The following is a 22,319-nucleotide window of genomic DNA, read 5'->3' as shown; positions in this document are numbered from 1 at the left end:
TTTTGACCGTCAAGTTTGCCCGGCTGATGAATGCATCCGGGCTCCGGCGTCAGACAATCGCGCTGGTCCCGACCGGGGTCTGGTCGAGCAGGCGGCGCAGTGTTCTCAGGCCGGTCTCAGAAATCGATCGGTCACGTCCCTCGCTGAACCCGGCGCGGACGTGGTGAAACACACGCGACGACCGGGCCGGCTTGAACTCGTCCTCGTCATCGATCAGCACATCGACATCCAGCGCGGCCTGCTTGAATGTTCCCGACAGCCATGGTTCCGGCAGTTTCAGCCAGAAAAAGGGCAGCCGAGGGTGCGAACGGAACTCGAAGCCGGCAAAGAGCTTGCGGACAATGGCTTCGCGGGCGGTCAGCTCGGTCAATACGGCCGTGCGGATTTCGTCCGCTGCGCCCGACAGAACAAGTCTTGCGGACAGTTCGGCGAGCAGGAAGGGCAGGCCGCCACTGACCATCTTCTGGGTGACGCGCACACGCTGGCTCATATGCGGCGGGCAGGCAACCCAGCCACCGCGAACCCCTGCCGCGACGGATTTCGACAGGCCGTTCAGGAGGAAGGTCCGGTCTGGCGCAAGTTCCGCCAGCAGCGGAATGCCGTCATTGATCATGCCGCCATAGAGATAATCCTCGATCAGCCAGACATTGTATTTTCGGGCGATATCGATGATCTCGCGACGCCTGGACAGGGGCAGGCAGGCGAGGGTGGGATTCTGTCCCGAGGACATGATGAAGGCGGCTTTCGGGTGTTCGCGGGCGCAGACCCGTTCGAAGTCTTCCGGCAGAATGCCATCGGCGTCAGAGTCGACAAGTGCGATTTGCCGACCCATCAGGTTGGCGCTGCGCGACACCTGAGAATAGGTCAGGTGCTCGCAGACGATGCGGTCGCCAGTGCCGCTGATGGCTGCGATCACCGCGTTGATACCGGCATGGACACCGAGTTGCGGCAAGACCTGTTCAAGGTCGGGAGCCCAGTTGCCACTCGACAGCCACCTGCGGCCGGCTTCCTGCCAGTCCTGTGACAATGTCCGGGTATAGCTAGAAATCTCTCCAGGATGGGCTGCGGCGATCTCGGTCATGATGCGGCCGACGATTTCGGCCTGTCCCACATCCACGGCAGCCGTGGTGTCAAAACGAAGCTTTCCGGCCGGGGGCGAGATAGCTCGGGTGCCGCCGAATTGCTGCGTGACGGGATCGACGAGGGGGCTTGCCGGGCCGGTGCCGCCGGCATGCACATAAGTGCCGCGACCGACTTCACCGGCAACAAGGCCACGCTCACGCAGGACGTTGTAGGCACGGGAGATTGTCCCGATTGTAACCCCGACATCATAGGCCAGATCGCGCTGCGGCGGCAACTTGGCGCCGTGCGGCAAGTGGCCAGCCTTGATCGCGGCCTCTGCGTCATCGGCAATCCGCAAGTAAAGCGGCCCTTGGCCAGCGGCGAGTGATGGAAGCCATTTTGTCATGATGACACTTCTGTATATTGTCATCGTTGCCGTGTCAATTGTATCTGTCACTAGTCATATATTGGCTGATTGTAGCTAAAACACAGGTGTGATTATGGTGACAATAGATGCAATTTCGGTGTCGTCCGCTGTCGAGGCTGTTCCAGTGACAGCGCGGGGCCGCTATTCCTGGCTTCGTGTGTTTGCGGAACTGCGTCTGCGTTGGACAAAGCGACGCAGTCGCCTGTCCTTGCTGGAGCTCAACCATCACCAGTTGCGCGATATCGGCATCAGCTACGAGGACGCGCGCCATGAGGCGGCGAAAGCCCAATTCTTCCAGCGCATGCTGTAGTTTCGGGACATGTCCCGGATCCGGGCCGGTTCGTGATCCCAACCTGACGGGCCGGCCTCCCATGTCGATTGGAGTGTCCGGCAAGCGATCCGCCGGAATGACGTACACCAAAACCCTGACATGCCCGTCAGAGTTCTTCCCCTAGGCCTCATGGTTTTTGCCTTAGCGTGGCGAAACGTGTCCGGGCCGTTGGCGGTCTTGTCGCGTGTTGGCAAACAAGTCACTGCGTTCAGCAGTCTTTGCCGCCCCTGGCCCAGTGCGTGACATCCTTGCGGATGCGCTCGGAGCCGGCTTCGTTCATCATCGGGCCGAAGGCATCCAGGCGGGCAGGGCGACCTTCTGCCTGAACGACAAGAAGCGGGCGAATGTCGGCCGAGCCCCGGCGCACGACAAGGAAGCGTGGCTTTCCGGAGAATGAGTTGAGTTCCGGCGCCATCGAATAGGCCTTGAAGGCCGGGTCGCCTGATTTGAACCAGCAACGATTGGCCGCAACTGCCACCAGTTCCATGACATCCAATGCGGATTGTCCGCGCGACGGCGGTGGCGGAGCTTCCGGCTTGCAGGCTGCAAGCACGATCGCGGTGGACATCAGGGCGAGGCAGAGAAAGGGGCGCATGGCGGTCATCCGGCTATTTGCCGCCTCTCTAACATTGCTCTGGTTAAGCGGAGCTTACCTTATGCCGCGATGACGTCGAGGGCTGAGGCAAAGATGCCGCGACCATCATTGCCGCCATGGGCCGCTTCGATCAGGTTTTCCGGATGCGGCATCATGCCGATGACATTGCCCCTGGTGTTGATGACACCAGCGATATCGTTGACCGAACCGTTCGGATTGGTGCCGTCGGCATAGCGGAAGACTACCTGGCCATTGCCTTCAATGGTCTTCAGTGTTTCGGCATCGGCAAAATAGTTGCCGTCATGATGGGCAACCGGGCAACGGATGATCTGGCCCTTGGCATACGCGCGGGTGAAATCCGTGTCGGCGTTGGCGACTTCGAGCTTGATTTCCTTGCAGACGAATTTCAGCGATGCATTGCGCATCAATGCGCCCGGAAGCAGACCCGCTTCGACCAGGATCTGGAAGCCGTTACAGACGCCGATGACCTTGACGCCCTGCTCGATCTTATCCTTGATGGCCTGCATGACCGGCATGCGGGCGGCAATCGCGCCGCAACGCAGGTAATCGCCATAGGAGAATCCGCCCGGAATGACGATCAGGTCGACGTCCGGGATCTGGGTTTCGGTCTGCCAGATGGTGGTCGGGGCATGACCGGAAATCTTGGTGAGGGCGGCAATCATGTCGCGATCGCGATTGAGGCCGGGGAGCTGGACGACGGCGGACTTCATGGGTGTGTCTCAAACCTTGCTTGTGCTTCCTGCAGCTCTCGCAGCTCCAGGCGATTTTCGATACGATCGAGGCGCACTTCATGTCTCGCAAGCGTTGTATGGATATTCTGAATATCCTGCTGCATCGAAATCATTATGCCGCGCATCGCATTCATTTCAGCTTTGAGCTCTCGCTGGCCAAGTCTGATGTCAGAAATGTCTCCATGCACGCGTTTAAGCAGTTCATACATGAGTTCATTCGTGATCTCGGCCATGCGTCACCGCTCCTTCAACCCTTAGGCGAGAGCGATAGTATAGTTCTCAATGACCGTGTTGGCGAGGAGCTTCTCGCACATCGCCTTGAGGTCGGCCTCGGCCTTGGCCTTGTCGGTGCCTACGACTTCGAGGTCGAAGACCTTGCCCTGGCGGACCTGGCCGATGCCTTCAAAACCCAAAGCGCCGAGCGCACCTTCGATTGCCTTGCCCTGGGGGTCGAGTACGCCGTTCTTCAACGTAACGGTGACGCGTGCCTTGATCACTTGCGTTTTCTCCAGATCTTACTTGACCAGAACCGGACCGGTGCCACGCAGCGGTTCGTTCTCATTGATGATGCCGAGCCGCTTGGCGACTTCCTGATAGGCTTCGAGCAGGCCGCCGAGATCCTCACGGAAGCGGTCCTTGTCGAGCTTTTCGCGGGTTTCGATGTCCCACAGACGGCAGCTGTCCGGCGAAATTTCGTCCGCCAGGATGATGCGCATCATGTCGCCTTCGTAGAGGCGGCCGCATTCGATCTTGAAATCGACGAGCTGAATACCGATGCCGAGGAAAAGGCCGGACAGGAAGTCGTTGACGCGGATGGCGAGCGCCATGATGTCGTCGAGTTCGGGCGGGCTCGCCCAGCCAAATGCCGTGATGTGCTCTTCCGATACCATCGGGTCGGCGAGCGCGTCGGACTTGTAGTAGAACTCGATGATGGAGCGCGGAAGGACGATGCCTTCTTCGATGCCCAGACGCTTCGACAGGGAGCCGGCGGCGACATTGCGAACGACGATCTCGAGCGGGATCATCTCCACTTCCTTGATCAACTGCTCGCGCATGTTGAGCCGGCGGATGAAGTGCGTCGGGATACCGATCTTGTTCAGATGCGTGAAGAGATATTCGGAGATGCGGTTGTTCAGAACGCCTTTTCCGTCGATGACTTCATGTTTCTTCTTGTTGAACGCCGTTGCATCATCCTTGAAGAATTGAATCAACGTGCCGGGCTCGGGTCCTTCATAGAGGATCTTAGCCTTGCCCTCGTAAACGCGGCGGCGACGGTTCATGGCTGGTTTTCTCTGTTGTTGGCATCCGATTGCGGACGCAGTGGTTGGATATCGAAGCGGTCCCATAACGGAAAACCTCGGTTTTCACAATGCAACAGTTTCTCCTTCCCGCCAAAACCTCTCCGCGAGCCCGAAGCATACGGAATCGCGCAAGTTTGCATTGCACTTTGTACTCCCTTTTGATTAATGGGGAAACGATACCGCACAATGGCGGCATAAAATGGGAGAGGCAGATGAGCGGCATGAGTGATCGTGAAAAGGCGTTTGAAAACAAGTTCGCCCATGACCAGGAACTGCGCTTCAAGGCTGAAGCGCGTCGCAACAAGCTGATTGGCCTCTGGGCTGCCGGCCTGCTCGGCAAGGCCGACGCCGATGCCTATGCCAAGGAAGTCGTGGCCTCGGATTTCGAGGAAGCGGGCGACGAAGATGTGTTGCGCAAGCTGCGCGCCGATCTTTCTGCCGGCGGCGTCTCGATCACCGACGAAGAACTGCGCACCAAGATGAGCGAGTTTCTCGCACAGGCCGTCGACCAGATCCAGAACGCCTGATTTTACCGTCTTTATGGTGATGACAAATCCGCCCGCATCGCGCCGGGCGGATTATCTTAAGTTGATCAGGAACTCTGTGGTTGCGGCAAAGTCCATCGGCATTGCCAGGCCGAATCCCTGAAGCGTATGGCAACCAAGTTTTTTCAGGATCGCCACATGATCCTCGGTTTCGACCCCTTCGGCAATCACCTTGATATTCAGCGATTTCGCGATACCGATAATCGATTTTGCCAGAACCCTTTGTTCCTGGCTGCTTGGCAGCTTGTGAATGAGCTGTCGGTCGATTTTCAAGGTCTTCGGTTTCAAGTTGAGAAGACCCACGATGGATGCGTGGCCGGTTCCGAAGTCGTCGATCTCTATATCGATGCCCAGATGGCGCAGATGGGCGAGATTGCTCATGGCAACGGCATCATGGCTGTCGAGAAAGACTGTTTCCAAAAGTTCGAATGACACGATGCCCGGTTCGATGTCGAGGTCTGTCAGCAGTTGCGGAAGGCGAGGGTCGTTCAGGCGCTTGGCGGAAACATTCACGGAAATCTTGGGAATGCCCATGCCCATAGCGCGCCATTGCCTGAAATCGACGAGTGCCTTTTCAAGGATCAGGCCGTCGATCTGAGCAAGCACACTCATCTCGTCGGCAATCGGCAGGAAACGGTCCGGCGCCAATAGGCCATGTTCCGGGTGCTGCCATCGGGCAAGGCATTCGGCACCGACCACGGCACGGCTGCGCGCATCGAACTGCAACTGGTAGAAGGGAACGATCTCGTTGTTTTCCAGCGCACGCAGGAGATCGTCAGACAGACGGCGGTGATTGGCCAGGATTTTGCGACTGCCCTGCGAGTAGAATTCATGCCGATTTCTGCCGAGGTTCTTGGCGTTGTAGAGCGCTATATCGGCATAGAGCAGCATCTGTTGCGGATCGACGATGTCCCCGTCGGAATGGGAGATGCCGATGCTCGCGCCAAAGCGGCACTGATGGCCATCATAGGTGACCGGCTGGCTCAGTTCGGCGATAATCCGATCTGCCAGCTGTGACAGCGTTTTCGCCTTGCCGTCGAAGGCAACGAGCAAGACGAATTCGTCTCCTCCGATACGCGCGACAAAATCACTTGCACGAATGTTGGTGCGCAGGATATCGGCCGCATGCTTGAGCATAGCGTCACCCGCACTGTGCCCCAGTGTGTCGTTGATCTGCTTGAAGCGATCAAGATCGACGTGCAGCACGGCTAGCCGGCCGAACGTATTGGTAGTCGACTTCTGCCATTCATCGAGCTTTGCTTCGAGATAACGGCGGTTTGGCAGGCCGGTCAGATAGTCGTGCAGGGCGCTGTGTTCCGCTGTTGCCCTGGTTTGCTCAAGTTCGGCGTTGCGCGCTTCGGCGAGGATCTTTGCTCGTTCGAGTTCTTGGCGCAGCCGATGATCCTCCGAGACGTCCCAATTGACGCCGATCATCTTGAGGTGGCCATCATGATCGATGTAAGGCAGGCTGTTGGAGCGGATATAGCGAACAGAACCGTCGTCAGCGATTATGCGATACTCGTCGGCAAAGGGTTCCAGTTTGCCTATGCGTTCTTCGACATGGGCCAGCGTGCGTTCGCGGTCGTCCGGATGGAGCTTGGATTCCCAGAACTCGCCGATGCGGATGTCGTCACCCTGCTTGACCTCGAAGATGCCCCGCATGCTGTCGTCCCAGTCGCTGGTGCCAGCGGCGAAATCGGTTTCGAACACGCCGATCCGTGATACATCCAGGGCCAGTTTCAGGCGGCGGGAGATACGCTCCAGCCATTCTTCCTGCTCCTTGCGAGCCGTGACGTCGGTGTCGGTCCCGGTGATGCGTGCCGGCTGGCCGTTTTCATCCCACTCGACGCAGGCGCCACGGCATTCGATCCAGATATAGTGGCCATCCTTGTGGCGCTCGCGATACTGGAAAACTGTGTAGTCGGGATCGCCGACGTTTTGCCGCGCGATGCAGTGGAGGGTGCGTTCACGGTCCTGAGGGTGGACCATTTCAAGCCATTCCTCGGTCGATGCCGGGATCGGATCCTCCGGTGCCATGCCGCGCAGTTCGCGCCAGACGTCGGAATAATAGAGTTGGCCGTCAAAGCGCTGGTCCCAGACACCGGACAGCGAGCTTCTCAAGGCGTTGTTCCAGCGGCTTTCGCGGATTTCGAGATCCGTCAGCGCGGTTTTCAGTCTCGATATGTCCGTCAGCTGCACGATAGCCTGAAGTCCGCTCGCCTCAGCAGCTTGCGACGACAGGGCGGCCAGGCAGATGGTATGTGCCTGGGGCGTGCCCAACCTGACTTCCAGGTTGCTGATGATTGAGCCTGCAAAGGCCGAAGACAGTGCGGAGAGAAAAATCGGGCGATCTTCTGGAAGAAGCCAATCCATCAGGTTTGAAGTGTCTGTGCGGAAGCCGGCCGTGAGCGCTGAAAAAGCAGTGTTCTCGGCAATCAGTGAGCCGCCTGCGTCTATCAAAACGGCCGGAATCGGCAAGCTTTCGATGCCGAGTTGCCGATCTATGGCGGATGGGTCCTGATAAAGAAAGTTTGGCTGCAATAGCTTTGCTCACATGGAACGCAGAACATCGTGCCATGCTAGGGTTTTCGTCTTAAGATCGCTTTAATGCGGAATGCTAATAAAACTAAGGGTATAGTTCAGAAAAGATCAGGGCATCGCCCGCCTTGTATCGATATGAGGCGATGGCCGCTTATTTCAGCTTTGCGATGAACTGCGCGAAGACCATCGTGCCTTCGGGCCATGGGCCATGGCCGGAATCCGCATTGATGTGGCCTGACTCTCCGGCATCCACCAGCATAGAGCCCCAGCACTTGGCAACATCCTCGGCATGTTCATAGGTGCCGAAGGGATCATTTCGGCTGGCAACCATGATCGATGGAAACGGCAAGGGGTCGCGTGGATAGGGGCCAAAGGTCATCAGGTGTTTCGGGCGGATCTCGGCATTGGCGACGTCCGGGGGAGCGACCAGAAATGCGCCGGCAATGCGCTGCTTCAATGCAGGCACGGCATGCAGGACTGTCGGAACACCGAGCGAGTGGGCGACCAGCACGACGGGACGGGTCGATGCATTGACCTCTTCCACGAGCCGGGCGACCCAGTCGTCGCGCACCGGTTTCGACCACTCTGCCTGTTCGACGCGGCGCGCGGTTGAGAGTTTCGTCTCCCAGCGACTTTGCCAGTGCTCAGGGCCTGAATTGGTATAGCCGGGGACGATGAGGATATCTGCTTCGGAGACTTTCATGCGCCTTATCTGCGTTCGCATGCCCCGGACGTCAAGATGCCAGGGTCGATCGGAGGGTTGAAAATATGTGCGGCGATTTGGTTTCGCGCGTGTCGATGCCGAAGGGGATACCGCAATAGCAGGATCGACCATCACGTCGTGCCGAACTTTGACCTCTGGGACAACGAGGCGTTCGTATGTGCATCACATATCCGACATGTACGGATCATCGCTCGCGACAACTGCATTGAAATCTGTTAGATTTCAGGCCGATCGGACGCAGGGTCCGGTTTTATCAATCAACCGCCCCCGAGCGGTGATCTCGCCTGAGCCCATGGCCGGAGATTGCTGGGTGCGCGTGACGGTATGAGATCGTACCGCCTCTGAATTTCATTGCCAGACTGCAGACCAGGTTTGCTTGAGGAGGAAATGAGGATGTCGAACTTTCATGTCATGACCGGATCAGCCGGTATCCTGGAACGGCCCGATATTCGGCGAATATCGGTTGACGATGTCTTTGATGCCTTGCGTGCCGGTATCGACGATTTTCGCGAACAGCCGTCGCACTACGCCTTCGTTTGTCTGATTTATCCGATTGCCGGGGCGGTCATGATTGCGTGGAGCGCCGGAGTTGAACTCCTGCCCATGGTCTATCCGCTGATGTCCGGCTTTGCGCTTCTGGGACCGCTTCTGGCGGTTGGGCTGATGGAAATCAGCCGGCGCCGGGAGAAGGGCGAGGATTCCAGCTGGTCGCATGTCATTGCCTTGCGCAAATCGCCAGCACTGCCATCTCTGCTGATGATGAGCCTCTATCTGCTGATGCTGTTCGTGGTCTGGCTGATTGCCGCACAGGCGCTCTACGTGCATTTCATCGGTGACTACCCGGCGCCGGGCTTCATGGGCTTTGCCAGGGGTGTGCTGTCGCATCCGAATGCCATGGGGCTGATCATCTGGGGTAATCTGATTGGGTTCGCCCTAGCCCTGATCGCGCTGGTGATAAGCATTGTTGCCTTCCCGCTGCTTCTCGACCGCGATGCCGGAGCCGCGACTGCGGTTCATACGTCCGTTCGGGTCAGCATGCTCAATCCGGTGCCGGTTGCCGTGTGGGGCCTGATCGTCGCGGCATCGCTTGCAGTCGGCATGGCAACCATGATGGTCGGCCTTGTGGTGATCATGCCGATCCTCGGTCACGCGACATGGCACCTCTACAGAAAACTGGTGGTCTCGTCTCCGCGTTGAGCACCGCGCCATATCCAGACGGAAAAAAAGGCCCGGTCGCTCAGTGCGCCGGGCCTCGGTTCGTGACTGCGTGTCTTGAGGCTCAGCCGAAGACGCGCTTGAAGATCGTGTCAACATGCTTGGTGTGGTAACCGAGGTCGAACTTTTCGCGGATTTCCGCTTCCGGAAGAGCTGCGCGTACCTCTTCATCGGCCAGCAGTTCCTCCAGGAAATCAGCGCCCTTTTCCCAGACCTTCATGGCATTGCGCTGGACGAGGCGGTAGCTGTCCTCGCGCGACACGCCAGCCTGCGTCAGGGCAAGCAGCACGCGCTGGCTCATCACCAGGCCCTTGAACTTGTTCATGTTCTTGAGCATGTTTTCCGGGTAGATCACCAGCTTCTCGATGACGCCGGCCAGGCGGTTCAGGGCAAAATCGAGGGTGATCGTTGTATCCGGGCCGATGGCGCGCTCCACGCTCGAATGGCTGATGTCGCGCTCGTGCCAGAGCGCCACGTTTTCCAGTGCCGGGACGACGGACATGCGCACCAGACGGGCAAGGCCGGTCAGGTTTTCGGTCAGGACCGGGTTGCGCTTGTGCGGCATGGCCGACGAGCCCTTCTGGCCCGGCGAGAAGAACTCTTCGGCTTCCAGCACTTCGGTGCGCTGCATGTGGCGGATTTCGATCGCGACGTTTTCGATCGATGAGGCGATGACGCCGAGCGTGGCGAAGAACATCGCATGGCGGTCACGCGGGATGACCTGGGTCGAGATCGGCTCGGCGGTGAGGCCAAGCTGCTCGCAGACATATTCTTCGACGCTCGGGTCGATATTGGCAAATGTACCGACGGCGCCGGAGATCGCGCCGGTGGCAATTTCCGCACGGGCGGCGATCAGGCGGTCGCGGTTGCGGTGCATTTCAGCGTAGAAGCGGGCAAAAGTCAGGCCCATCGTCGTCGGCTCGGCATGGATGCCGTGGCTGCGACCGATGCGGACGGTGTCCTTGTGCTCGAATGCGCGGGTCTTCAGCGCGTTCAGCACCCGATCCATGTCGGCGAGCAGAAGGTCGGCAGCGCGCACCAACTGGATGTTCAGCGTGGTGTCGAGCACGTCCGACGAGGTCATGCCCTGATGCACGAAGCGGCTATCGGGGCCGATGAATTCGGCGAGATGGGTGAGGAAGGCGATGACGTCATGCTTGGTGACGGCTTCGATCTCGTCGATGCGGGCAACGTCGAATTCCGCCGCAGAGCCCTTTTCCCAGATGGTCCTGGCGGATTCCTGCGGAATGACGCCAAGATTGGCGAGCGCGGTACAGGCATGGGCCTCGATCTCGAACCAGATGCGGAACTTGGTTTCGGGCGACCAGATGGCGACCATTTCTGGCCGGGAATAGCGCGGGATCATCGGGATTTCTTTCGTTCAACTTGGGACTGGCAAGCTTTAGATCGGCAAGCCTGAGATTGGCAAACTGGCAACGTGGCCCGCTTTAGCAAAGACCACCCGTAATCTCAACGGCTACGGCGTGACATAGAGAGGCTGACGGCAAACAGCAGTATAAATGCGAAGGGCAGGAAATGGCGCAAGCCCAAGACCGCAAACTGATAGAGCGCGGAGGCGGTGGTAAAAATCTGCTGCAAAAACCAGACGCGTGCGGGAAATGGCGCGTGCCATTGCGCGTAGAAGATCCGGTATTGCAGGGCGAAAAGCCCGGCGGTCACAGCGATCGTCGCCATGCCGAGAAACAGGAACCAGGCAGCCAGGCGTGTTTCCCGCTGCCGGGCATGGGACGCAAAGCGGATGAAGGGCAAAGCGATCAGCCAGGCAATCGTACCGCCAACACCATAGATAAGCGCAAGAAGCGATGCGTTGCTTCCCCCCGAGCGCCCGACAAGATGAACCGACAGGGCAAAACATCCGGCCATTGCCAGACCCCAGACGATCGCGCCGATAAGCCAGAGCCTTGCCGGTGGACGACAGGCCGAAAATCGCGAGCCGGGTATCGTTCTTTGCGGGAGTGTTGCGACGCTCGCTGTCATGGGCGCTGCAGTTGCAGGCTCGCGATGTCTCCGGCACTTGCCGGAAGCGGAAGGCAGATGGCGGCCAATGCCGCTATGCATTCCGTCAATCGCCTCAAGCCCTTCCCCCTTCGGCTGCCGTGCGGAGAATGTCGACGGTTTTGCGATAGTCGTCAACGCCCTTGCCCTGGTAGATGGCGGAGCCTGCCACAAGCACGTTGGCGCCTGCACCGGTGACGAGAGGCGCGGTCGCGGCCGTTATGCCACCATCGACTTCGAGGTCGATCGGGCGGTCGCCGATCAGGGCATTGGCCTTGGCGATCTTGTCGGTCATGGCGGGAATATATTTCTGGCCGCCGAAACCGGGATTGACGCTCATGATCAGGATAAGGTCGAGATCGTCCATGACATGCTCGATGGCCGAGAGCGGCGTTGCCGGGTTGAGCGACACGCCGGCCTTCTTGCCAAGTGCGCGAATGGTCTGCAACGAGCGGTGCAGATGCGGACCGGCTTCGGCATGCACAGTGATGATGTCGCAACCGGCATCGGCGAAGGCTGCCAGATAGGGATCGGCGGGCGCAATCATCAGGTGGCAGTCGAAAACGGCCTTTGTATGCGGGCGAAGTGCCTTGATGACGGCCGGGCCGAACGAGATATTCGGGACAAAATGGCCATCCATGACGTCGAGATGCACCCATTCAGCGCCAGCATCGACCACATCGGAGACTTCCTGTCCAAGCCGGGCGAAATCGGCAGCAAGAATGGAAGGCGAAATCAGCAGCGGGCGGGTCATGGGCCAGGGTCCTCGATGGCGGTCGTTGTTGCGGCTCGCCTTAGCATTGCGGGCCTGTTGCGGCAACCATCGGAGACACCGACCAAAGTGGTGACCAGGTCCAAGATTGCGCTGTGAACTTGACTGTTGGTTCCGGCCCCGTCATCCATCATCCACGGGGTGGAGCCCGGCAGGGAGGAAAAAATGCAGAAATTCGTCATCATCACCGGCGGCAGTTCAGGTATCGGCCGGCACCTGGTCCACGCGTTTGCGGCGGGAGGCTACGACGTTGCCTACACCCATCTCGGCCAGATGGATGCGGCTGACGAAGTGGTGCAGGATGTCGCTCACCACGGTATCCGGGTGATTGGCCATGACACCGACGTTGCCGATAGTGCCGCAGTGGCAAGTTTCCTCGATCAGGCCATTTCCTGGGCCGGGCAGGCGCCGGACGTGTTGATCAACAATGCCGGGATACAGACCTGGGCGCCGTTGCTCGAGTTGTCCGAGGAGCGCTGGGACATGGTCATCCGGACCAATCTCAAGGGAACGTTTCTCAACACCAAGCTCACCGCGCAGCGCATGATCGATGCTGGCAAGGGCGGCTCGATCATCAATCTCGGCTCCGGCTGCAACAAGCTCGCCTTTCCGAAGCTGGTCGACTACACCGCCTCCAAGGGCGGAATCGAGCAGTTTACCAAGGTGTCCGCCGTCGAACTCGGACCGCATGGGATCCGGGTCAATTGCATCGCGCCGGGTGCGATCGAGACAGAGCGCACACGCGCCGAAGCACCGGACTACGGCAAGACATGGGGAGACGTGACGCCGCTCAGGCGAGTGGGTACGCCGGAGGATATTGCCGGACCAGCCCTGTTTCTGGCCGGCGAGCAGTCGAGCTTCGTCACAGGCCAGACGATCTGGGTCGATGGCGGCGTATTCAGCCAGGCCTTCTGGCCCTATCGCGACTAGGTGCCCCGTCGCAACAAGTGACTACTGCGTCCCGGCGGCGATTGGCACAAAGGCACCGTTCTTCCACTCGACCAGACGATAGGGATTTTCCGCCAGTTCATGCCCATCGGTAAAGGTGATCGGTCCGATCACCGTCTCGAACATGGTGCCGGCAAGGGCCTCCGTCAGCGGTGTGCCCATGGCGGACGAGATGCCCGCCGCGTCGGCGACGATGGTGACGGCAGCATGGGCAGGCAGGAGATAGCCGTCCGGCGCATGCTTCTGCTCTATCAGAGCGGCCGTCACGTCTGCGGCAGATGGACCTTCCGGTGTCTCCGACAGCGCCACGGCCATCACGCCGTTGCGCAGCGGCACGGGCTCGTTGGCCGCCTGCATCGCGTCGCCTGCCAGGATCGTCAGGGGGATTTTTTCCGTCGCCGCATCACGGGCGATGATCGCCACGTCGTTGCGGTCGCCGCCGATGAAGACATGCGTGGCGCCGGCCTTCTGCAGGCGGCGGACCAATGATAGCTGCTGCTCCTGCCCCGGGCGCAACGTGTCCGTGAACACCGGCTTCAGGCCGCGCTCTTCAAGGCTGTTGCGGATTGCCTCGGTCAGTTCGCGGCCGCGGATGGTGCCATCCTCAATCAACGCCACGGCTTCGCTTTGCCAGTCGCGCAGAATGAAGTCGGTGAGTATCTGCACTTCGGCTTCGGCGGTGGGCGCAAGCCTGAAGAAAGGCCAGCCTTGCTTGGCCGCATCCTCCATTAGTCCCTTCCAGCGCACGGAGAGCGAGATGGCCGGTATGCTCTTTTCAGCGAGAAGCGGCAGCCCGCCCTCGAGGCTTTCGCTGCAGAGAAAACCAATTGCGGCGGTCACCTCGGCCTCGGTGATCTTCTTCGCAATATCGGTGCCGCTGCCGGTCTCGCAGGTTTCGTCGATCTCGACGAGGTCGATCGAAAGCCGGCTGGCCGCCAGTTGGGCGCCGTGGCGGACCTGATCGCCAAGTGGCGCGAACATGCCGGTTTTCGGGGCCACGACCGCCAATGTCAGCGGTTTTGCCTCGGAGCCGGCAATGCCGGCAAGCAGAAGGGCGGGGGTGATCAGCAGGCGCTTCATCGGTTCATTTCCATCTCTGTCGAGACGATCCTAGCGCAAAGGTTTGCGGTTTGGAAATGTGCAGGCCTGAGTGTTGGCGCGCATGCTTTTTCGTCGCGACTGTGCCGTTGTGGAAAAGGTAAGGCTTGCAGCCCATATTCGCCTCGGCTAGGGAGCTTGGACGTGCAGGGAGGCAGCATTTGACCAACGAGACTCTGGATCCGGCCATCTATCGCGATGCGATGAGCCGCTATGCCGGCCATGTGCAGATCGTCACCACCGAGCATGGTGGGATCCGGCGCGGTGTGACGATTACCGCAGCCTGCTCGGTATCCGACAAGCCTCCCACCGTTCTCGTCTGCCTGAACAACGGCAATGCCAATAACAGTGTCATGTTCGAAAGCGGACATTTCGCCCTGAACTCGCTTTCCGATTTGCATCGACCGCTGGCCAATGCCTTTGCCGGTTTCGGCGGGCTCTCGGTTGAGGAACGCTTCGCGCTGGCCGAATGGCACGTGATGGAGACCGGGTCGCCGGTGCTTGTCGATGCGGTCGCCGCCTTCGACTGTGTCGTGGTGGACAGCAAGGTGACGGCCACCCATACCGTCCTGTTCGGCGAGGTGAAAGCGGTACATTTCGGCTCGAAACTTGGCCCGCTCATCTATCTGGACCGAGGCTATCACACGCTGTAAGCTCTTCCTCAAACGGGAGGATACATGGCGGAAACCTCGGCAAAGGGACTGCCGGAATCAATTGATTCTGTTGTGGAATTTTTAGCGGCCGAGGACTATCTCGCCGGCCGCTCGCTGGCGACCGTGCTGTTTCTGGCGCTGAAAATGAAGCGCCCGCTGTTTCTTGAGGGCGAGGCCGGTGTCGGCAAGACCGAAGTTGCCAAAGTGCTTGCCAAGGCGCTCGACAGACCGCTGATCCGATTACAGTGCTACGAGGGACTGGACGTCGCCTCTGCCGTCTATGAATGGAATTATCCGGCGCAGATGCTGGAAATCCGCATGGCGGAAGCCGCCGGTGTCTCCGATCGCGATCGCCTCGAACACGACATCTTTTCCGAGCGTTATCTGATCCGCCGGCCCGTGCTGCAGGCGCTGCAAAGCGCGCCCGGCCGGGCACCGGTCTTCCTGATTGACGAACTCGACCGCACCGACGAGGCCTTCGAGGCATTTTTGCTGGAAGTGCTGTCCGATTTCCAGGTGACCATCCCGGAATTCGGAACGGTGAAGGCGGCTGAGCCGCCGATCGTCATCGTGACAAGCAACCGGACCCGCGAGGTACATGATGCCTTGAAACGGCGCTGCCTCTACCATTGGGTCGACTATCCGAAGGCGGCCGACGAGCTTGCCATCATCCGCCGCAAGGTTCCCGGCTGCAATGAACAGCTGTCGCGGCAGATCGTTGCCTATGTGCAGAGATTGCGGACCATCGACCTGTTCAAGAACCCGGGCATCGCCGAAACTATCGACTGGGCAACGGCGCTGACCGAACTCGACCGATTGGCGCTCGATCCCGAGACCATTGCCGACACGCTCGGCACGCTGCTGAAATATCAGGAGGATATCGCCCGCATACAAGGCAGCGAGGGTCAGAAGGTGCTGTCGGAGGTCAAGGCCGAACTTCTGGCGGCGGGCTGACGCATGCAGACGTTTGACGCACTATCTGACAAGAGGGATGGAATCGTCACGCCGCCGCCGGTTAAGGGCGATGGCCGGCTGGCCGACAATATCGTGTATTTCGCCCGTGTGCTGCGCAAGGCCGGTTTGAAGCCGGGGCCGGGGGCTGTGATCGACGCGATCGAAGCCGTGGATGCGATCGGCATTGGTTCGCGGGTGGAGTTTCATGCGGCGCTGGCTTCGATCTTCGTCAAGCGGCATGAGGACCAGCCGGTGTTCGACGAGGCTTTTGCGATCTTCTGGCGCGGTCGCGACCTTGTCGGCAAGATGATTGCGCAGATGTCACCGGTGGCAATGGATCTCAGTGAGCGGCAAAAGCCCAAGCCGGGGTCGGCGAGGGTCAGCGATGCCCTGTTTGCCGAGAAGAACCGGCCGGCGCGGGAAGGCAACGAACCAGACGTCGAGATTGACGCCCGGCTGACCGTTTCAGCGCAGGAAGTGTTGCGGCAGATGGATTTCGGCCAGATGACTGCGAGTGAACTGGCCCAGGCCCGCCGGGAGATAGAACGCCTCGCCATGCCCTTCGACAAGGTGTCTACCCGCCGTTTCCGGGCATCGAGCCGGGGCCGCTATGTCGACCAGCGGGCAAGTATGCGTCAGGCACTGCGAACCGGGGGCGATCTGATGCTGCCGCGTTTTCGTGAACGGCGTCAGCGTCCGCCGCCCCTGGTGGTGCTTGCCGACATTTCGGGATCGATGAGCCAGTACAGCCGGATCTTCCTGCATTTCCTGCATGTGCTGAGCGAGCGCCGGCAACGGGTGCATACCTTCCTGTTCGGAACGCGGCTGACCAATGTCACCCGGCAGTTGCGCCATCGTGACCCGGACGAGGCGATCGCCCAATGCACGGATGCCGTGGCCGACTGGTCGGGCGGCACCCGTATCGGCGAGACCCTGCGACTGTTCAGTCGGCAATGGGCGAGACGGGTTTTGGGGCAGGGCGCAGTCGTGTTGCTGATTACCGATGGCCTGGAGCGGGATGATGTCGAGACCCTGGGCGTGGAGATCGACCGATTGCACCGCTCGTGCCGCAGACTCGTCTGGCTGAACCCGCTGTTGCGATTCTCGGGCTTCGAGGCTAGAGCGCGCGGGGTCCGGACTATGCTGCCGCATGTTGACGAATTGCGTGCGGTTCACAATATCGAGGCATTGGCCGATCTTGTCAGGGCGCTCACCGGTCCGCCCGAGAGAGATGCCGATCCGCGCCGATTCCTTGCATCCATGAAAGGTGTGTCATGACCAAAGACAGCTTGCGGCACGATCCCTTGTCGATCGCCGAGGACTGGATCGGGGAAGGCCGCGAGGTCGCCATTGCCACGGTGGTCGAGACCTGGGGCTCTGCGCCGCGACCCGTGGGTAGCCATCTGGTGATCGATCGCGACGGCAATTTCGAGGGGTCTGTGTCCGGCGGCTGTGTCGAGGGCGCGGTGATCACCGAAGCGCTCGACGTTCTGGACAGCCAACAGCCGAAGATGCTCGAATTCGGGGTGGCGGATGAGACGGCCTGGCGGGTCGGCCTGTCCTGTGGCGGACGCATCCGCGTCTATGTCGAAAGGCTTGGTTGATGAATCCGACACATCTGAAGGCGCTGAACGCGGCCCGCAGCAGGCGCTGTGCCGCCATGCTGGTGACCGATCTGGCGAGCGGCCAGGACAGGCTGGTTGTGGAAGGCGAGGATATGGATGGCCCGCTTGGCGAGGCGGTTGCGCAGCATTTCCTTTCGGGCAAGGCTGGGCTGGTGGAGATCAATAACCGGCACCATTTCCTCAATGTCTATCTACCGTTGCCGCGCGTGGTGGTGATCGGTGCCGTGCATATCAGTCAGGCGCTGGTGCCGATGGCCCAGCTTGCCGATTTCGACGTGACGATCATCGATCCACGCACTGCGTTCGCCACGCCGGAGCGCTTTGCCGATGTCGAGTTGATTGCCGACTGGCCGCAGGACGTTCTCCTGCAGCGGCCGCTCGACCGCTACAGTGCGCTGGTGGCCGTGACCCACGACCCGAAGATCGACGATCCCGCAATTGTCGCGGCACTCAACGCGCACTGTTTCTATGTCGGGGCGCTCGGCAGTCGGAAAACCCATGGCAAGCGGGTCGAGCGTTTGATGACGGCCGGGTTTGGGCCTGAACAGATCGGTGCGATCTCGGCGCCGATCGGGCTGGACATCGGCGCGGCGACACCGGCGGAAATCGCCGTTGCGGTCCTGGCCGACATTATCCGCGCCTTCCGCCGCCGCACGCTTGCCACGTCGACAGGGGACGCTGCATGATCTTCGGCAGCGTGGCAGTAGATGAGGCCGAAGGGGCGATCCTGGCGCATTCGGTTTCACTTGGATCCGGCAAGCTCGGCAAAGGCCACCAACTGACGGCGGGCGACCTGAATGCCTTGCGCGCCGAGGGGATTTCCTCGGTGATTGCCTGTCGCATCGAGCCGAGCGATCTGGGTGAAGATGCTGCGGCTCAAAAGCTTGCTGAGATGCTGGACAGCATTGAAATTCGGCGCTCGCCAGCGACCACGGGCAGGGTCAATTTCTATGCCGAAGCCAATGGCCTGTTCGTTGCGGACAAATCGGTGGTCGATCGTTTCAATCGCATCGATCCTGCCATCACGCTGGCCTGTCTGGCCGATCATGCCGATGTGCGGACCGGGGATCTGATCGCGACAATCAAGATCATCCCGCTTGCGGTTGCCGGACACAGCGTCGAGCGCGCTTGCCAGGTGTTGCGGACAGCTCCGGCATTCCGGTTGAAGCCCTACAAACCCCATGCTGTGTCCCTGATTGCCACGAACCTGCCATCACTGAAACCCTCGGTGATGGACAAGACGGCCCGGGTGCTCCAGCAACGACTCGTCTCGTCCAGCAGCAACCTCGTGTCGGAAATTCGCGTGGCGCATCGGGCCCAGGCCGTTGCCGAGGGCATGCAGGCTGCTCTTGCGGCTCCACGGAGCACCGAGCAGATGCTGCCTGCAATGATCGTCGTGTTCGGCGCGTCGGCGATGAGTGATCCGCATGACGTCATTCCCGAAGCGATCCGGCTGGCGGGTGGGACCGTTGTGCAGGTCGGGCTGCCGGTCGATCCCGGTAATCTCTTGGTGCTCGGCTATCTCGGTGCCGTGCCGGTGATCGGGGCGCCGGGCTGCGCGCGATCGCCGAAGGAAAATGGTTTCGACTGGGTGCTCAACCGCCTGCTTGCCGGGGAGGCTCCGACACGTGAGGAATTGACGGGGCTTGGGGTCGGAGGATTGCTGATGGAAATCCCGAGCCGACCGCTGCCGCGTCTGATGGCTACAGCCGATCATAAAGCAGAGGAGATTGCCGTGGTCATTCTCGCGGCGGGTCGGGCAAGCCGCATGGGAGAAGGCGGGCAGCACAAGCTGCTGGCGGAATTCGGCGGCGAGGCTCTTGTTCACCGGGTCGCGCGCCAAGCGATCGAGGCGAAGATCGGGCCGGTGCATGTCGTCGTCGGACATCGCAGCGATGAAGTGTCCGCCGCACTTCACGGGCTGGACGTCACGATCATCGACAATCCGCACTACGCGACCGGCATGGCGAGTTCGCTGAAAACGGGTCTTGAACGGACCGAAGTCAGCGAGGCTCCGGGCATGTTGGTGCTGCTTGCCGACATGCCGAATGTCGCGACAGATGATATCAGGGCGCTGGCAAAAGCCTTTGCCAAGGCGTCGGCCACGGCAATCGTTCGCGCTGTCGCCGACGGACAGCGCGGCAATCCGGTGATCCTGCCGCGTTCGACCTATGAGGCGCTCAAGGCCATCGAAGGTGATATCGGTGCACGTCCGGTGATCGAAAGCGCCGGCCTGCCGGTTGTCGATGTCGAGATCGGCGGTGCGGCGCGGCTTGATGTGGATACGCCGGATGCTATCGTCGCGGCGGGCGGCATTCTCAAGGGCTGAGCAGACACATGGACAATGATGCGATTGAGGAGATGTTTCAGGTGCTCGGGCCTGTTTCCATCCGCCGGATGTTCGGCGGCAAGGGCATCTATCATCGAGGCATCATCTTCGCGCTCGATCTGTTCGACGAGATCATGCTGAAGGGTGATGGCGAGACTGCGCCGCTGCTCGAGGCAGCCGGTGCCCGGCGGTGGTCCTACGAAGGCAAGACGGGCAAGCCTGTCGCCATGCCTTACTGGACAGTTCCTGAAGATGCCTATGACGATCCCGACGAGATGGCGAAATGGGTGCGGCAGGCTTTCGAGGCGGCCGTCAGGGCCGAGGCGAAGAAGTAGGTTTCAACGCAGATAGGGCAGAAGCGCCACGGTGAAAGCGGACAGCGGCTGCGGCAAGTCGTCGAGATCGAAGAAGCCGATGGCCGACAGCTTGTCCGGCTCGGTCAATTGCGGTTCGCCCTTGATGTCGGTGGTCTTGTAAAGCAGCGAGACCCAGTGCTGGCGGTCAGCTTCAATCCGCTGCTCGGTCAGGCCGAGATACTGGATTTCGCCGATCGTCATTCCGGTTTCTTCCTCTGCCTCGCGACGGGCGGCGCATTCGGCAGGCTCCATATGGTCGACCTTGCCGCCGACGATATTCCAGTGGCCGGCTTCCGGCGCTTTCATGCGCTTGCACAAAAGCAACTTGCCATCCCGAAGGATGGCAAGACCGACGCCGAGGCCGGGAAAATCAATGCCGGGTGCGCCCATGGCCGGATCAGGCCTTGGCTGCAGCCACGATCAGCATAAACGCGGGAATGTCATCGCCGAAACCAACCGGTGTCGGGCCGTCATCGTGGTCGCGGTGATGGCTGCGGCGGCGCTCGCGATGATCGTCATTTGCCGGGTTCGGGGTCGCGTTGTTGCGGGCGTTGCGCGGGTTCTGGTTCGGACGCTTGTCCGCCTTGCGCTCGTTTGCCACGGGTGCTTCGATCCTTGCCGGTTCCATTACGACTTCCTCTACAGGCTTGGTATATTCTGCGGGCGTTTCGGTTTTGTGACTGTTACGCTCGCCACGGGCTTCGCGATTGCCATCACCACGGCCCTCACGCTTGCCATCACGTGCACGATCCCGGCTGCCTTCGCGGCCCTTGTCACGGCTGCCACGTTTGCCGCGACCTTCGTCATGGCTTTCGGCGGCTGCGGGCAGGGCGGTCAGGTCGCCATTGTGCCATTCGATCTTCTGACCGATCAGCTTCTCGATTGCGTCGAGGAATTTCGCATCGCTGCGGGTCACCAGCGAAAACGCAGCGCCCGAGCGGCCTGCGCGGCCGGTACGACCGATGCGGTGGACATAGTCCTCGGCATGGATCGGGATGTCGAAGTTGAAAACGTGGCTGACGTCCGGAATGTCGAGACCACGGGCCGCCACGTCGGATGCGACGAGCAGGGTGATCTGGTTGTCCTTGAAGCCGGCCAGCATGTTGGTGCGCGAGCGCTGGTCCATGTCGCCATGCAGGGCGCCAACGGAAAAGCCGTGGCGTTCAAGCGAACGGAACAGGTCGGCGACGTCCTTCTTGCGGTTGCAGAAGATGATGCCGTTCTTCAGGTCTTCCTGGGAGCGGATCAGGTCGCGCAGCACAGAGCGCTTCTCGTAGTCCTTGTTGTGCGCGGCGACGAGGCGCTGCGTCACGGTCGTTGCCGTCGAGGACGGAAGCGACACTTCGACGCGTTCCGGGTTCTGCAGGAAGCGGTCGGCCAGCTTCTGGATCTCCGGTGGCATGGTTGCCGAGAAGAACAGGGTCTGGCGGGTGAACGGTATCATCTTGGCGATGCGTTCGATGTCCGGGATGAAGCCCATGTCGAGCATGCGGTCGGCTTCGTCGATCACCAGGATCTCGACGCCGGTCATCAGCAGCTTGCCGCGCTCGCAGTGATCGAGCAGGCGGCCGGGAGTGCAGATCAGCACGTCGGCGCCGCGTTCCAGCTTGCGGTTCTGCTCTTCGAAAGACACGCCGCCAATGAGGAGCGCGACGTTGAGCTTGTGGTTCTTGCCGTATTTATCGAAATTTTCCGCGACCTGGGCGGCGAGTTCGCGGGTCGGCTCGAGAATCAGCGTGCGCGGCATGCGGGCGCGCGCGCGGCCGTTTTCCAGCAGCGTCAGCATGGGAAGCACGAAGGACGCAGTCTTGCCTGTGCCTGTCTGAGCGATGCCGCAGATATCCCGGCGCTGCAGGGCGGGCGGGATGGCGCCGGCCTGAATTGGGGTCGGGTTCACATAGCCGGCATCGGTGACGGCAGAGAGGACTTTTTGGCTCAGGCCAAGGTCAGCAAAAGTTATCAAAGGGAAGTAGTTCCGTTCCTGTTCTTGCGAACATCCATGAATCGCCCTCAACGCGGGCCTTAATGGAAGGGGCGAATAGTCCCAAACTACCTGAAAGTCAAGGAAACTGAGG

The 22,319-nt window shown here is 60.4% G+C and carries 25 protein-coding genes; 11 read left to right on the top strand and 14 right to left on the bottom strand.

The window, feature by feature from the left end:
- Positions 1 to 49 precede the first annotated feature (49 nt).
- Positions 50 to 1,468, bottom strand: coding sequence for a PLP-dependent aminotransferase family protein (locus tag GVK95_RS07115; protein WP_159947985.1), 1,419 nt, complete (start codon positions 1,466 to 1,468; stop codon positions 50 to 52).
- A 94-nt stretch (positions 1,469 to 1,562) separates the two neighbouring features.
- Here GVK95_RS07115 and GVK95_RS07110 point away from each other — a divergent pair, with 94 nt between their 5' ends.
- Entirely contained in the window at positions 1,563 to 1,799 is a 237-nt protein-coding gene (locus GVK95_RS07110; protein ID WP_159947983.1) for a DUF1127 domain-containing protein, read from the top strand.
- Positions 1,800 to 2,028: 229 nt separating this feature from the next.
- On the opposite strand, the gene GVK95_RS07105 is transcribed toward GVK95_RS07110, so the two are convergent.
- Genes GVK95_RS07105 through purC form a run of 5 tightly spaced genes read right to left on the bottom strand, consistent with a single transcriptional unit; the run spans position 2,029 to position 4,447 of the window.
- Positions 2,029 to 2,415 (bottom strand): hypothetical protein, encoded by a 387-nt coding sequence (locus GVK95_RS07105; RefSeq protein WP_159947981.1) that lies wholly within the window; start codon positions 2,413 to 2,415, stop codon positions 2,029 to 2,031.
- 59 nt (positions 2,416 to 2,474) lie between these two features.
- Positions 2,475 to 3,146, bottom strand: a complete 672-nt coding sequence (gene purQ / locus GVK95_RS07100) for a phosphoribosylformylglycinamidine synthase subunit PurQ (RefSeq protein WP_159947979.1) — start codon at positions 3,144 to 3,146, stop codon at positions 2,475 to 2,477.
- Positions 3,143 to 3,400, bottom strand: a complete 258-nt coding sequence (locus GVK95_RS07095) for a hypothetical protein (protein ID WP_159947977.1) — start codon at positions 3,398 to 3,400, stop codon at positions 3,143 to 3,145. The genes purQ and GVK95_RS07095 overlap by 4 nt, the downstream gene beginning before the upstream one ends.
- A 21-nt stretch (positions 3,401 to 3,421) precedes the next feature.
- Positions 3,422 to 3,664, bottom strand: a complete 243-nt coding sequence (purS, locus tag GVK95_RS07090) for a phosphoribosylformylglycinamidine synthase subunit PurS (RefSeq protein ID WP_159947975.1) — start codon at positions 3,662 to 3,664, stop codon at positions 3,422 to 3,424.
- Between the two features lie 18 nt (positions 3,665 to 3,682).
- Complete coding sequence (gene purC / locus GVK95_RS07085) at positions 3,683 to 4,447, bottom strand: phosphoribosylaminoimidazolesuccinocarboxamide synthase (RefSeq protein WP_007606066.1); 765 nt, start codon at positions 4,445 to 4,447, stop codon at positions 3,683 to 3,685.
- Positions 4,448 to 4,680: 233 nt separating this feature from the next.
- On the opposite strand from purC, the gene GVK95_RS07080 reads away from it, so the two are divergent.
- Positions 4,681 to 4,995 carry a DUF1476 domain-containing protein gene (locus GVK95_RS07080; RefSeq protein WP_159947973.1) on the top strand — a complete coding sequence of 105 codons (315 nt, stop codon included), beginning with the start codon at positions 4,681 to 4,683 and terminating at the stop codon, positions 4,993 to 4,995.
- Positions 4,996 to 5,046: 51 nt separating this feature from the next.
- On the opposite strand, the gene GVK95_RS07075 is transcribed toward GVK95_RS07080, so the two are convergent.
- Both GVK95_RS07075 and GVK95_RS07070 read right to left on the bottom strand, forming a co-directional pair.
- Positions 5,047 to 7,293: an EAL domain-containing protein gene (locus GVK95_RS07075; RefSeq protein WP_244618683.1), complete on the bottom strand. Its 2,247-nt coding sequence runs from the start codon at positions 7,291 to 7,293 to the stop codon at positions 5,047 to 5,049.
- Between the two features lie 412 nt (positions 7,294 to 7,705).
- Positions 7,706 to 8,257, bottom strand: coding sequence for an alpha/beta hydrolase (locus GVK95_RS07070; RefSeq protein WP_244618682.1), 552 nt, complete (start codon positions 8,255 to 8,257; stop codon positions 7,706 to 7,708).
- 414 nt (positions 8,258 to 8,671) lie between these two features.
- On the opposite strand from GVK95_RS07070, the gene GVK95_RS07065 reads away from it, so the two are divergent.
- Positions 8,672 to 9,475: a DUF2189 domain-containing protein gene (locus GVK95_RS07065; RefSeq protein WP_159947967.1), complete on the top strand. Its 804-nt coding sequence runs from the start codon at positions 8,672 to 8,674 to the stop codon at positions 9,473 to 9,475.
- A gap of 82 nt (positions 9,476 to 9,557) precedes the next feature.
- Here GVK95_RS07065 and purB read toward each other — a convergent pair whose 3' ends face one another.
- The 3 genes from purB to rpe form a co-directional block, all read right to left on the bottom strand.
- Positions 9,558 to 10,859: an adenylosuccinate lyase gene (purB, locus tag GVK95_RS07060; RefSeq protein WP_159947965.1), complete on the bottom strand. Its 1,302-nt coding sequence runs from the start codon at positions 10,857 to 10,859 to the stop codon at positions 9,558 to 9,560.
- Between the two features lie 104 nt (positions 10,860 to 10,963).
- On the bottom strand, positions 10,964 to 11,491 hold the full coding sequence (locus GVK95_RS07055; RefSeq protein WP_244618681.1) for a hypothetical protein: 528 nt from the start codon (positions 11,489 to 11,491) through the stop codon (positions 10,964 to 10,966).
- Between the two features lie 94 nt (positions 11,492 to 11,585).
- A complete protein-coding gene (gene rpe, locus GVK95_RS07050; RefSeq protein WP_159947961.1) occupies positions 11,586 to 12,263 on the bottom strand; it encodes a ribulose-phosphate 3-epimerase in 678 nt (225 codons plus the stop codon).
- Between the two features lie 183 nt (positions 12,264 to 12,446).
- On the opposite strand from rpe, the gene GVK95_RS07045 reads away from it, so the two are divergent.
- The gene (locus GVK95_RS07045) at positions 12,447 to 13,211 is read left to right on the top strand and encodes an SDR family NAD(P)-dependent oxidoreductase (RefSeq protein WP_159947959.1); all 765 of its coding nucleotides are present in this window, start codon (positions 12,447 to 12,449) and stop codon (positions 13,209 to 13,211) included.
- Between the two features lie 21 nt (positions 13,212 to 13,232).
- On the opposite strand, the gene GVK95_RS07040 is transcribed toward GVK95_RS07045, so the two are convergent.
- A complete protein-coding gene (locus tag GVK95_RS07040; protein ID WP_159947957.1) occupies positions 13,233 to 14,309 on the bottom strand; it encodes a branched-chain amino acid ABC transporter substrate-binding protein in 1,077 nt (358 codons plus the stop codon).
- A gap of 179 nt (positions 14,310 to 14,488) precedes the next feature.
- Between GVK95_RS07040 and GVK95_RS07035 the strand changes: the two genes are divergently transcribed.
- Genes GVK95_RS07035 through GVK95_RS07005 form a run of 7 tightly spaced genes read left to right on the top strand, consistent with a single transcriptional unit; the run spans position 14,489 to position 20,223 of the window.
- Positions 14,489 to 14,980: a flavin reductase gene (locus GVK95_RS07035; RefSeq protein ID WP_159947955.1), complete on the top strand. Its 492-nt coding sequence runs from the start codon at positions 14,489 to 14,491 to the stop codon at positions 14,978 to 14,980.
- Between the two features lie 24 nt (positions 14,981 to 15,004).
- Positions 15,005 to 15,934, top strand: coding sequence for a MoxR family ATPase (locus GVK95_RS07030; RefSeq protein WP_159947953.1), 930 nt, complete (start codon positions 15,005 to 15,007; stop codon positions 15,932 to 15,934).
- A gap of 3 nt (positions 15,935 to 15,937) precedes the next feature.
- A complete protein-coding gene (locus GVK95_RS07025) occupies positions 15,938 to 17,212 on the top strand; it encodes a VWA domain-containing protein (RefSeq protein ID WP_159947951.1) in 1,275 nt (424 codons plus the stop codon).
- Positions 17,209 to 17,538: an XdhC family protein gene (locus GVK95_RS07020; RefSeq protein ID WP_159947949.1), complete on the top strand. Its 330-nt coding sequence runs from the start codon at positions 17,209 to 17,211 to the stop codon at positions 17,536 to 17,538. The genes GVK95_RS07025 and GVK95_RS07020 overlap by 4 nt, the downstream gene beginning before the upstream one ends.
- A complete protein-coding gene (locus tag GVK95_RS07015) occupies positions 17,538 to 18,245 on the top strand; it encodes an XdhC family protein (RefSeq protein ID WP_159947947.1) in 708 nt (235 codons plus the stop codon). Before GVK95_RS07020 ends, GVK95_RS07015 begins: the two co-directional genes overlap by 1 nt.
- Positions 18,242 to 19,888: a molybdopterin-binding/glycosyltransferase family 2 protein gene (locus tag GVK95_RS07010; RefSeq protein WP_159947945.1), complete on the top strand. Its 1,647-nt coding sequence runs from the start codon at positions 18,242 to 18,244 to the stop codon at positions 19,886 to 19,888. The genes GVK95_RS07015 and GVK95_RS07010 overlap by 4 nt, the downstream gene beginning before the upstream one ends.
- An 8-nt stretch (positions 19,889 to 19,896) precedes the next feature.
- Positions 19,897 to 20,223 carry a TfoX/Sxy family protein gene (locus GVK95_RS07005; protein WP_159947943.1) on the top strand — a complete coding sequence of 109 codons (327 nt, stop codon included), beginning with the start codon at positions 19,897 to 19,899 and terminating at the stop codon, positions 20,221 to 20,223.
- Positions 20,224 to 20,226: 3 nt separating this feature from the next.
- On the opposite strand, the gene GVK95_RS07000 is transcribed toward GVK95_RS07005, so the two are convergent.
- Together GVK95_RS07000 and GVK95_RS06995 are read right to left on the bottom strand one after the other, a co-directional pair.
- On the bottom strand, positions 20,227 to 20,634 hold the full coding sequence (locus GVK95_RS07000) for an NUDIX domain-containing protein (protein WP_159947941.1): 408 nt from the start codon (positions 20,632 to 20,634) through the stop codon (positions 20,227 to 20,229).
- Between the two features lie 7 nt (positions 20,635 to 20,641).
- Positions 20,642 to 22,207 carry a DEAD/DEAH box helicase gene (locus GVK95_RS06995; RefSeq protein WP_159947939.1) on the bottom strand — a complete coding sequence of 522 codons (1,566 nt, stop codon included), beginning with the start codon at positions 22,205 to 22,207 and terminating at the stop codon, positions 20,642 to 20,644.
- Positions 22,208 to 22,319: the final 112 nt, after the last annotated feature.

The sequence above is a fragment of the Rhizobium sp. 18065 genome (genome assembly GCF_902706095.1).
Lineage (GTDB): Bacteria > Pseudomonadota > Alphaproteobacteria > Rhizobiales > Rhizobiaceae > Allorhizobium.
This window is presented reverse-complemented; position numbering and strand designations above follow the sequence as displayed.